The organism is Microcoleus sp. CZ3-B2 (assembly GCF_036705055.1).
Classification (GTDB): Bacteria; Cyanobacteriota; Cyanobacteriia; order Cyanobacteriales; family Microcoleaceae; genus Microcoleus.
The window spans coordinates 1-10,471 of record NZ_JAUBTN010000108.1 but is presented as its reverse complement, the minus strand read 5'-3'; the positions used below and the strand labels follow the sequence as shown (position 1 = coordinate 10,471).

The 10,471-nt window shown below is 43.3% G+C and carries 12 protein-coding genes; 4 read left to right on the top strand and 8 right to left on the bottom strand.

The genetic code is table 11. The annotated features are described in order from the left end of the window. Positions 1–68: 68 nt before the first annotated feature. Genes QUA97_RS27270 through QUA97_RS27260 form a run of 3 tightly spaced genes read right to left on the bottom strand, consistent with a single transcriptional unit; the run spans position 69 to position 3,437 of the window. Positions 69–458 carry an RAMP superfamily CRISPR-associated protein gene (locus QUA97_RS27270; RefSeq protein ID WP_333197392.1) on the bottom strand — a complete coding sequence of 130 codons (390 nt, stop codon included), beginning with the start codon at positions 456–458 and terminating at the stop codon, positions 69–71. Beyond that, complete coding sequence (locus QUA97_RS27265) at positions 421–2,106, bottom strand: Cas10/Cmr2 second palm domain-containing protein (protein ID WP_333197388.1); 1,686 nt, start codon at positions 2,104–2,106, stop codon at positions 421–423. Before QUA97_RS27265 ends, QUA97_RS27270 begins: the two co-directional genes overlap by 38 nt. Continuing rightward, complete coding sequence (locus tag QUA97_RS27260; protein WP_333197386.1) at positions 2,103–3,437, bottom strand: Card1-like endonuclease domain-containing protein; 1,335 nt, start codon at positions 3,435–3,437, stop codon at positions 2,103–2,105. The genes QUA97_RS27265 and QUA97_RS27260 overlap by 4 nt, the downstream gene beginning before the upstream one ends. An 84-nt stretch (positions 3,438–3,521) precedes the next feature. Between QUA97_RS27260 and QUA97_RS27255 the strand changes: the two genes are divergently transcribed. Both QUA97_RS27255 and QUA97_RS27250 read left to right on the top strand, forming a co-directional pair. Continuing rightward, positions 3,522–4,928: a TIGR03985 family CRISPR-associated protein gene (locus QUA97_RS27255; protein WP_333197384.1), complete on the top strand. Its 1,407-nt coding sequence runs from the start codon at positions 3,522–3,524 to the stop codon at positions 4,926–4,928. 29 nt (positions 4,929–4,957) lie between these two features. After that, entirely contained in the window at positions 4,958–5,137 is a 180-nt protein-coding gene (locus QUA97_RS27250; RefSeq protein ID WP_194068499.1) for a hypothetical protein, read from the top strand. On the opposite strand, the gene QUA97_RS27245 is transcribed toward QUA97_RS27250, so the two are convergent. Continuing rightward, complete coding sequence (locus QUA97_RS27245; protein ID WP_194068501.1) at positions 5,134–6,093, bottom strand: cation diffusion facilitator family transporter; 960 nt, start codon at positions 6,091–6,093, stop codon at positions 5,134–5,136. The two genes, QUA97_RS27250 and QUA97_RS27245, sit on opposite strands and share 4 nt — an antisense overlap. Positions 6,094–6,122: 29 nt before the next feature. Here QUA97_RS27245 and QUA97_RS27240 point away from each other — a divergent pair, with 29 nt between their 5' ends. Together QUA97_RS27240 and QUA97_RS27235 are read left to right on the top strand one after the other, a co-directional pair. Next, entirely contained in the window at positions 6,123–6,308 is a 186-nt protein-coding gene (locus tag QUA97_RS27240; protein ID WP_194009607.1) for a hypothetical protein, read from the top strand. 26 nt (positions 6,309–6,334) lie between these two features. Continuing rightward, complete coding sequence (locus QUA97_RS27235; protein ID WP_194068503.1) at positions 6,335–6,682, top strand: hypothetical protein; 348 nt, start codon at positions 6,335–6,337, stop codon at positions 6,680–6,682. Between the two features lie 235 nt (positions 6,683–6,917). On the opposite strand, the gene QUA97_RS27230 is transcribed toward QUA97_RS27235, so the two are convergent. The 4 genes from QUA97_RS27230 to QUA97_RS27215 form a co-directional block, all read right to left on the bottom strand. Further along, the gene (locus QUA97_RS27230; RefSeq protein WP_194068505.1) at positions 6,918–7,748 is read right to left on the bottom strand and encodes a sulfurtransferase; all 831 of its coding nucleotides are present in this window, start codon (positions 7,746–7,748) and stop codon (positions 6,918–6,920) included. Positions 7,749–7,762: 14 nt separating this feature from the next. After that, entirely contained in the window at positions 7,763–8,173 is a 411-nt protein-coding gene (locus QUA97_RS27225) for a type IV pilin-like G/H family protein (protein WP_228050108.1), read from the bottom strand. Positions 8,174–8,414: 241 nt separating this feature from the next. After that, positions 8,415–9,476 carry an S-methyl-5-thioribose-1-phosphate isomerase gene (gene mtnA / locus QUA97_RS27220; protein ID WP_194068509.1) on the bottom strand — a complete coding sequence of 354 codons (1,062 nt, stop codon included), beginning with the start codon at positions 9,474–9,476 and terminating at the stop codon, positions 8,415–8,417. 305 nt (positions 9,477–9,781) lie between these two features. Next, positions 9,782–10,369: a TIGR04376 family protein gene (locus QUA97_RS27215; RefSeq protein ID WP_194068511.1), complete on the bottom strand. Its 588-nt coding sequence runs from the start codon at positions 10,367–10,369 to the stop codon at positions 9,782–9,784. Between the last annotated feature and the right edge of the window lie 102 nt (positions 10,370–10,471).

Here is a 10,471-nt window from a genome sequence, read left to right as displayed (position 1 = left end):
TTATCATTATTACCCAATTATATTTATGCACAAAGGGGTATTGACAAAATCTACTCCTTTCTAACTTGTTACCAATGACGGCGGATAGTTGTTAGCGAATTAAGTACCTCTGTTTTTGTTAACTTTTTTTCATCATTAATCTGGAAAGCAACAGCTTGACGTAAATCCTCTGGCAAACAAGCATCACCTACATGAACTGCACCCATTGTCCCTATGGTACTGCCCAATGTACCGAACAAATTGCAAGCAACTCTTTCCCAAGATGGGCGATGATTAGTCAATATTGCAATTAAGTTATCGCTTTCTTCGCTCAGCAATCCCTTGAGAGTGCGTCCCCGCAAGTAAGGAAAACCAAAAGGATCGTGTTCGACTTCTTGGTCAATTAAACCTGCGACTCCATCTCCCCGCCCAAAAGTTGTATCACTCAGCAGTTTTATTTTCAGTTGATAAATTGGCATCTGACTCCTCTTTTAATGAGATATAAAATTCCATCGCTTCAATAGCATCAAAGTAACCACAAACTCCATTTAGCCAACCTTTCTCAGCTAAATCTTTACTTTGACCGCTAAATTCTGGAAAAAGAGGTAGTTGCTCATGTTTTATTCTGTAGTTTTTGAGAAACTTCTGAGTTGCATCAATTCCTTGTCGCAGTACATCCCTTAAAGCAATCACCTTATTATGACGACCGTTCCATTCCTCATCTTCATTGAAGTGTTTGACTACTTTTGTGAAGCCCTCCCAAGTACGCCAATCGCTATCGATTTCTTTTTTCAAACTTACAGGTCGCATTGATAAACTACCTGCGGGTACTTGAAATTCGCGATCGCGAATTTCAGAAATCGATCCACTTAAGCCACTGGCTGCTAGATGCCAATCCAAAGCTGAGAAATCTCCTTTGTCTTCATCTTTAACAAATTTTTTAGCTTTTCGGCACAAATCTTCGCTAAGTTGATAAGCGCGTGCAAAGGGATAATGAGTTTTGACAACACAAATTCCTGCACAGGCTGTGAGAGGATTTTTACCATTTTCATTCCCTACAACTAGCTTTTTCTCAAATTCTTGCAAAAAAATGGCGGCGAGTTCTAATCCCAATCTTCCATCACAAACGAAGGTAATGTCATCACCACCGTAGACTAGAGGACGGAAGGGCAAGTAATTATCTTTGAGCTCAAACTTACCCTTGACTTTTCTTTTTCCATCGGCATCTACCTTAATTGATTTAACCTGTATCTCTACCACTTCTTTCAGTGCATTAATACCAGCCTGATTGACGCTGTGGGATAGTTGGCGCATAGCGATAATGTAGTCTCGATTACACTTATCTTTGCCAAACTTTTGAAACCGTTTACCCATACCATTGCCATCAGCATGAACTACAGCAACATAGCTAGAATCTCCTTCTGAACGACCCATTTTGTCGGTTCTTAGAGGGAATTTATAGGAATCTAAAGCAGAGGCAAACATTTTTTGCAGCTTATTGTTAGCTTTAGAAACAACTTTGAGTTTTGCATCAATCTCTGTCGAAATAAGATAGGGTTCATCATCCTCAAATTTTTCGCTCATCTTTACGGCAACTAACTGAGTCGATCGACAAGTAGCTGTCACACCCAAACCTAGCAATGGTGCAGAGGGTATACGGCTTCGCTTTTTGGCATCCAAGTCATTTTTCATCAAATTCTGAACGACATCATATAGAGATTGACTATCCCAATCAAATTTTTGATGAACAGCTACAAGATTAATTCCTGGTGCTTCTTCTAAGATTCGCTTGCTCAAAATTTGAGTAAATTCTACCGCATATTGCTTGTCTGAAAATAGCAAGACTGTATTACCGCCACCTGCATAAACTAATTCGGCAGCTAGTCCATCATCTTCAATACGTGGTTTGGCATCCGGTTGATGTTTTTCAGGCTCTTTAGGATTGAAAGCATAAACTTTGCGATTTACATCTTGGCGCGCGAAGGTATGTAAAGCTTCTCTAGCCCAGTCATCTGTTGCTTGAGAAACTAGGTAAGATGCACCAATATTTTCGCGCAGGCGGTTACTACCGAAAATGTAGGGTTGAATTCCCGTTGTGTCGAGTACAGTGACAGTAAATTTTTTCATCTTGCATCCTTATCATTTTGTTGAATCCATTCTCCAATCCTGCTCGCTAAATCCATTAGGTCATCACGTCCAAATACGGCTATTTTGTGGTTTCTTTGCCCACTTTCGGGAGCCGGATTAAAAACATTTACAATTTCTGTTTCAAGGGCGTTAACATCTTTCTCGCTAGCACAACATACTAGAGCCACTCGCGCTTCATCCCCACCGAGTTGTCGCGCTCTGATGTAAGCTTCAAATAGCTTGGATTTACAATCAGATTTACGAGCGATAGTTGTACAAGAGATCGCAAAGAGCTGATATCCTCGCATGAAGGCAACATCAAACTGAAATTTAGTATTTTTCGGATCGATTGGATTCCGAATCCAAAATGAAGTAGCGCTATCGTAAATAAATAACTCTTCAGGAATTTCTTGGACTTGTTGTAAAACATAATGCTCTAACCATTCGCCGTCTAACCATTTACAGGCAGATTCTAAGCTTTTGATTCCTTTCTCCTTGATAGCATGAAGTGATAAATCTTCACCCACAACTCCTAAATGACTCAAGGTACTCATGATGTTTTCCTTAGATTTCAGTTTCTCAAGGCTCAAAGTAGAAATCTCTGTTAGCTTAGTTTCCTTTTTCCATTTATTTTTATCTTTTTCATCTCTTGCTGCTTTCCGCAAAACTTCATTACACCAATCACGCCATAGTTGCACTAAATCACCATTCTTATGAAATTCAGCAAAGGCTTTTGCAGCTTCAGGTAATTCCGGCTTGTCAATAGGATCTGATTTGTCTTGCCACGTCCATCCGTGTATTTGAAACACTTTGGCAAGTTCGACGGGAATCACTTCTGGTTTAACTTTGATCGGTTTGATGGGAGTGTTCTCGCTGTCTATGCACATCTCTAGCTTGCGCGGGTCAAGATAGCTAAACACAGTCTGGGGACGCTCTTTGCTAAAAACTGCTCTGTAAGCGTGTACAGCCATCGCCTTCGTACCGCCCGTATAATTTAACCCAATCTTTCCATCCTTGATAGTTTCTAGCTTAGAGCGAATTGCCTTTTGAATCTGATAGGCATCAGCTTCGCCATCATTTAGTGGCACAAGTTGAGCAGTCTTTAAACCAATTGGTTCGCTACTCAATATTGTTTGCAGACGCTTGGCTGGCTTCTCTGTACCAGTCGTATACACAAGGTAGGGCGTACCTCCTGGATTTAACAAAAGTCTCGCAGCCACATAGTTAGGCAAAGGATTCTCGCCAACCAGCAAAAATAGGTGGTCAACTTTGTACTTGTCGAACTCAGATGTACTCATAAAGCCTGTTTCTCCGTCTTTTTCAACTTTCACGCCGATTATGGCATCCTATAGGAAGACCCCCCTTCCGTTAGCCCTTACGCTATAAAAACACAACACCAATCCCTCAAACCCACCGTGAACCAAACCTTTGGCAATCCCCCCAACCCCAAGATTTTACAACAATTAGCCAACGGTTCCCTCGACCAAATGCAAAATCTGACCCGCGCCATCAGGTTATGGGTTTTGTTAACTTGGCTGTACAGCGACGAAGCATATAATGCCCTGGCAAATTCCTTCACCTATGCCGATTGGCGCGCCGCTTTCTTTGGCGAGAATTACAAAGATGAAAAGCAAGCAGATATTGCCAACTATCCAGAGCCAAATTGCGCCTGCAACAAAACAACCAAACAGTGGTTGATCGAATGGGATGTGCCTGTAAATGAGTGGCGGCACTCTTTACAAAAACAGCTCGCAATTTCCGAGATCGATTTAGACGAACTTTTGGCAGAAAAATTATTCGCTCAAGTTCGTAAATCTCTGCAAAATGATTTCGATTTGCTGGTGAGTCGGAATTTGCTGCAACTAATAAATGATGCTCCGGGCCGAAGTAAGAATTATCGCCGAGTAGAAACAATCCCGTCAATATTCGATCGATCGGAAAACTCCAATACAGAGAGCAATTTGAGTTATAAAGCACAGATTTATCTGGATATGTTTAGTTTTCTCGATCCGAGTTTGCCTTTGTTGGCGGAACAGGTTTTCGCAGCAGGAGATGAAGATAATCACCGCGTCTTTTTGTACGTTGATTATCTCGTACCCGAATCTAGCAGCCTAGAAGATGCTGTCGATCAATTTCAGAGCGAATTGCAGGAAATGTGGGATTCTCAAAATATCGCTCCTTTGCTATTAACTTATCGCAGCGCTCATCAAAATCTGATTAAGGAGTGCGTTGTTTATCCTGTTTGTATTTACTTTATGGAACGAGCTAAATATTTGTGTGCCTACGGCAGCACTCCCAAAGGTGATATCAATTGGTACAAATATCGGCTCGATCGCATTATTTCTAAACGCATAGAACCGCTAGATTGGCAAGATACCCGCGTCCCCCAATTACTCAAAGAAAAATATCAGGAAAATAACCTGCCAACTCCCAAAACAGTTAACGATATGTTAAAGGAAGCTTGGGGCTGCGATTTTTATAAAGAAACCGCGCTGATGGTACTGCGGTTCGATCGCGCTTTCGCTCAATCCTACCTGCAAGGAATCAGCATTCACCATACCTGTAAAGCCATAGAGTACGATCGCGCCGCCAGATTAATCACACAATACACTCCCAATCCAGAAGAGCGATCGGCACTTTTAGAAATCCTCCAGTCTCGCCCAACCGACGATGCTTACTATCAAGTCACTTACCGAGTGACAGACTACTACCCGCTGAGGTGGTTGCGAGCTTTGGGCTCCCAAGTCGAAATTCTGCTACCTTGGGACTTGCGACACAAAATGGCCGTAGAAATCCAAAAAACTGCCAACTTGTACCAATAGTCTTTCGATCGATAATTATCAAATTTATTGTGGAAAACTTGCCTTTTCCTGTGGAAAACCCCCCTTTTCCTGTGGAAAAGCGCCACAAAATGAAGTGCGATCGCTTGAATCCGATTGATAAAATTTCAAAAAATCTAGGAATACCGATCGCCCAAAAAGGCTTTCTTGCTCAATCCCAGAGTCTGCTGTTGGCTGCCGGTACAGCCTAGATATTTCCTCCTTCCTGCATCCTCTTTCCTGCTTCATTCTCTCCAGAATCGTAGCTAATTCGATCGGACTCGTAAGCCGGAGGCTCGACGTGAATTAAGATGCGTACAGGGCTGAAACGTTCTTCCAAACGGGCTTCTACTTCTTCTGTAATCTGGTGAGCAGTTTCTACATCAGCCGCATTCACAATCATGTGCATATCAATAAACACTTGACGCCCGATCGCACCGCGAGAGGCGATCGAGTGACAGTTGACAACACCCGGTACATCCATTGCGATCGCGTGGATCGCTTCCGGGGCGATCGCCATTTCATCCACCAACCAAGGCAGATTTTCCCTTAAAACTTTCCAACCGCTGCTAAATACCAAAACAGCCACAGGAAAAGACAAAAACACGTCTAGGGATTGCAATTGAGGTATATTCCAAACCTGCCCTTGCCAAACACCAATCAACCCAGCAATTACCATAATTGTCACCCAAACATCGCTCATCGTGTGCTGAGCGTCAGCCACCAAAATCGCGCTACCGAGACGTTTCCCAACCCTGCGCTCGTAAAAAGTGACAAAAATATTAATCCCCAGTACGAGCAGCAATATCCACAGTTCATTTGGGGATATTTTGACAACTGTGCCACCTTTGAGCAACCTTTCAACAGCGCCGCTGAGAATTTCAAAACAGGCAATTCCCAGAAAAACAGCTATTCCCAGAGCTCCGAGAGCGTCAAATTTCTGGTGTCCGTAGGGATGATCGCGATCGGGCTGCGGATTGGCATAATGATTAGTTACCAATCCTAAAATATTATTAGCGCTGTCCGTGACGCTGTGCAAAGCATCTGCCAGCAAACTGAGGGAACCAGTCAGCCATCCCACGGCTGCTTTAATTGCCATCACCAGCAAATTTAGCAATAAGGTAATTATTAAAACCTTGCGGATTTCGGAACGGTTATCGGCTACCATAAAATCTCCTCGATCGGCCATCAAGTGTTATGGCTTCTAGTTTAAAGCCGATCGAGCGATCGCAAATTAAAAGTATTGTAGAATCTAGGTTGCGGTTAGATTTACATTCATTAATTTTGCCCAGCTTCTTGAGACAAATTGTAATTAATAGCATTCTCGCAGTCCAATTTAGCTGGCAGGTACTTCTTTTGGGTTACTATATCTTTTATCATTAACAATTGTATGTTAAATTTCATTGCCCATGTCTCTTTCTCCCCTGACACTGAATTTAATTGAAGGTTCTGTTTCCTTTAGCTTTTCCCCGCAAGCCGCGCGGGATTTGCAAAGCGAGATTGCAGCTTTGATGGAAAGCTTGAAAGCTGTAGCAGCCAAAACCGCTGGCGCTAAAGCTTCTCCCCAAAAACCGATGGAATATCGGTATGCGGGGGATGTATTTTTGGAGGTTTTTTGCAACCCGAATATCTGGCCAACTCCTTTTGCTGCGAAAGTGCTGATTACGGTTAGGGACGATCGCGTGCGCGTCACCACCGAAGCCGAACTCAGCCGCCTGCGCGACGATCTCGCTCAGTATATCGAACAAGTCGGTTGAGATGCTGCAACGTGAAACCCGCCGATTTGTCAAGGTTAAATGCCCATTATAATCATTGGGTTTTGGCTTCAGTAGGGTGCGTCAGCTAGGGTTCTTTTATCGATAATTGATAGACTCTCTTCTGACGCACCCTAGGACTAATTGGCTGAATAAGGTGCGTCAGCTAGGTTTCTTTTATCGGTAATTAAGAGACTCTCTTCTGACGCACCCTAGGACTAATTTCTAATTGCTAGTTTTAGTTTTTTGTCAGGGGATAGCTATCCGCCGGCGAAGCCGACCATTCCCACATTGAACCTGCATAATTCTTAGCATTAAATCCCAAATTTTTCAAGACACAAGTCAACCATGCAGACCTAACTCCCCCAGTACAATAACTCACAATTTCCGTTGACTGCGAAACTCCTTTCTGCTGCAACATAGCGACAATTTCCTCGCGTTCCAGCAGTTTTCCCTGCTTGTTTGTCAACTCTTTGTAGTAGAGATGCACCGCACCGGGAATGTGACCGCCCCTGGTTTCTCCGTAAGGCGTTTTACCTGCATATTCTCGCGGTTCCCTCGCATCAATCACTGCTAAATTAGCATTGCCTAAAATAGCTTTTAAATCATCTCGATTGATTTCTCTATTCGAGCGGCGAGATACAATAAAATCTCCTGGCTGCGATGGATGATTTGTGCGGTTTGTGCGATCGATTCCAGCTTTAACAAAAGCTCGATATCCTCCATCGACAAACACAGCTTTTTCGTGTCCCAAAGTTCGCAGCATCCAAACAATCCGCCCGTCTTCGCCCCAGCCTTTCGCGGAATCCGCAATGACAATGACTGGTTGGTCTTGACAAATTCCCAATGCTTGCAATTTTTCTGTTAAAACTGCATCATCTTCGATAATTTTACCTTGGTGCGGAAAGTCGGAACAGGCAAATTGCTGCCAAGTTACGGGAATAGCTGGCGGCAGACGGCAAAACCACTTTAACACAGGTTCACGAGCATCCAGCAGAGTAGCTCTGCCTGACAGCAATTCCTTAGCAATATCTGCGCTAACAATCCAATTATCTGCTAAGTTACACATAAATTAAAGATAGTTTACTTAACAATTTTTGCTGTTTTAGCAGCACAGTTTAAAACCCCATTAGTATTAATGGGATTGGCTGGTTTAATCTTGCCATTAGCTACATTTACACACAAAATTGTTTGCCTCTTGTTGCCTACTAAAAAAACTCCTCCCACAAAACTTTTAAAATTAGCTTGGTTCGACACTGCATAATTAAATACAGCTTTGTTTCCGGTATTAATTGAATATTTGTAATTAACTGTGTCAGCTTTAATGCGACCTAGACCTAGATTGGCAACAGAACTTGTAAAACCCGTATTGTTTGCATAGTAGGCTTGCTGACCTTTATTCATCGCTGCCACATATTGTTTAGCTGCTGATTCCTGAGCTTTCAAGGTTGGCGACAATTGAGCCTGAGCGACTGTAGCAAAAACAACTGGCAAAGTTATAGCTGCGATCGCAACTTTCCTCTGCCGATTGCGACAGCTACGAATCCGGCTTGTAACATTGCTGCAAATTTGAGTCGCGCTAGGAAAACAGAACTGCTTTGTCCTAACAGTTGTTTGGCGTTCCCCTAAAAATTCTCCCTCAATCTTTCCCTGAAATTTATCGGCAAACCTACTTGACAAAAGCGGGATTATTTGCAACAACTTTGCGTGAATAGAGCGGGTGAGTAACATACAATTAAACTAATTGTTTTGCTTGAAACTGTTTCAACTCTCCAGGAGCAACCGTGCCGTGTTCCGTGATAATTCCTGAAATTAATTCGGCCGGAGTTACGTCAAAAGCGGGATTGTAAAATTCTACACCCTCTGGACAAATTCGCGTAGTTCCAACTTGATACATTTCCACAGCATCGCGTTCTTCAATGGGGATTTGGCTGCCGTCTGAAAGTTCAAAATCAATTGTTGATAAAGGTGCGGCGACAAAGAAGGGGACGTTGTGAGCTTTGGCAACAATTGCTAAACTGTAAGTACCAATTTTATTGGCTGCGTCGCCGTTAGCAGCGATTCTGTCTGCACCGACAACTACTGCGTGAATCATGCCGAGTTTCATGCAGTGGGCGGCCATATTGTCGGCTATTAATGTGACGGGAATTCCTTCTTGCACGCATTCCCAAGTTGTGAGTTTTGCACCTTGGAGACGGGGGCGAGTTTCGTCTGCAAAAACTCTGCCGAGTCTGCCTTCTCGCCAAGCAGAACGAATTACACCTAATGCTGTTCCGTAACCTGCTGTAGCTAAGGCACCGGCGTTGCAGTGAGTTAGTAAGTTCAATTTTTCGGGTGTTGCTGGCAGAACTTCTAAGCCTTTGTCGCCGATATCTTTGCAAGTTTGCAAGTCTTCGGCTTGAATGGTTTTGGCCATTTCTAACAAAGTTTTTTGGATTTGTTCGACGGAACCGCTAGTTTTTTCGGCGGTTTTGAGCATTCGGGATATCGCCCAAAACAAATTAACGGCTGTGGGACGAGTCGATCGCAATAATTCACCAACTTGTTCTAGTTTAGCGAGAAATTCGGTGCGATCGCCCGTTTCGATTTCCCTCGCGCCCAAATACATCCCGTAGGCTGCCGCTACGCCGATCGCCGGAGCACCTCGGACTATCATAGTTTTAATCGCCTCAGCCATATCTTGAGAGTGGCTAATTTCGACTACACCGTATTCTTGCGGCAGTCGGTTTTGGTCAATTAGCAGAACTCGGTCTTCTTTCCAAGTGATGGGGGAAACTGGGGAGTTTTGAGCTGTCATCGATTTCAGTTATGTGAGGGACAAGTTTCTATGATGCCATGAAGGCGACTATTTCTCTATATTATGGGTGACAGGCTGGATTTGCCAAAATCGTCCCTACAATCTTAGAATGCTATTTAATCTCAAATAGACTTGCTGCATAAATTTTTGATTGATGGGTCCTCTGATGTCCGATCGATTGACCGCAATCAGATTCGTTCGTAGTTCGGACTTAAGTCCTCCGCCAAGCAAGCGTATGCAATTCCGCACTACAAACCTTTTTTTGTGACGATGGTCTGTTCCTTTAGTCCGATCGCTATAGATAATTATCTGCCTATATTGCGCTTCATGCGATCGAGTTCTTCCTGAGCTTCCCAGTGTTGAAACTTGTCTTCGAGAGGGTCTGCAGCATTAAAACTGTTATAATTATAGGTTTGATTCCAACCCTTGGTATCCCAATTCTGCTCTGCTTTAGTAGTAGTTTGAGCGGCCGCGGCCACAGCCGCTTCCGCTGCTTTTGAGCGAACTTCTTTTCGCCGCAATTGAATTTGGCGGTACAGTTCTTTTGCTCTTTCAATTCGTTCTTTGCAGCCCTGCATTTGTCCCCAGCGCTGATTTCCCTGACGCAGCAAAGCCGCTTGTCGCTCTTGGGCTGCTTGAGCTAAATCCAGCCTTTGAGCTGCTTTAGCTTTGTTTGCTCGATCGTTCCAGCGCTGAATTTCTTGGGCGGCCAAGAGAATTTCTGCTTGCAGTGTTTTTTCTTGTTTCTGGATTTCGAGAATCAGCCGCAGAGTATCTTCTTCTTGTTCCTTCAGTTGTTCTTCTATTGCTTGCAATTCCAGATGGGGATTGCTGCGTAAAAATTCTTCTAATTTGGTTTCTAGAAAGCGGCTGAAATCGTCAAATAAGCCCATTTTTTTTATAATTCCTCAGTTATTAGTTATTGGTTATTGGTTATTGGTTATTGGTTATTAGTTATTGGTTATTGGTTATTGGTTATTGGTTATTGGTTATTG

Excerpts from the sequence above, each read along its gene's own strand:
- QUA97_RS27230 (WP_194068505.1), bottom strand. The coding sequence starts at position 7,748 with ATGTGTAACTTAGCAGATAATTGGATTGTTAGCGCAGATATTGCTAAG.
- mtnA (WP_194068509.1), bottom strand. The coding sequence starts at position 9,476 with ATGACAGCTCAAAACTCCCCAGTTTCCCCCATCACTTGGAAAGAAGAC.
- QUA97_RS27270 (WP_333197392.1), bottom strand. The coding sequence starts at position 458 with ATGCCAATTTATCAACTGAAAATAAAACTGCTGAGTGATACAACTTTT.
- QUA97_RS27265 (WP_333197388.1), bottom strand. The coding sequence starts at position 2,106 with ATGAAAAAATTTACTGTCACTGTACTCGACACAACGGGAATTCAACCC.
- QUA97_RS27215 (WP_194068511.1), bottom strand. The coding sequence starts at position 10,369 with ATGGGCTTATTTGACGATTTCAGCCGCTTTCTAGAAACCAAATTAGAA.
- QUA97_RS27240 (WP_194009607.1), top strand. The coding sequence starts at position 6,123 with ATGGCTTCTAGTTTAAAGCCGATCGAGCGATCGCAAATTAAAAGTATT.
- QUA97_RS27235 (WP_194068503.1), top strand. The coding sequence starts at position 6,335 with ATGTCTCTTTCTCCCCTGACACTGAATTTAATTGAAGGTTCTGTTTCC.
- QUA97_RS27245 (WP_194068501.1), bottom strand. The coding sequence starts at position 6,093 with ATGGTAGCCGATAACCGTTCCGAAATCCGCAAGGTTTTAATAATTACC.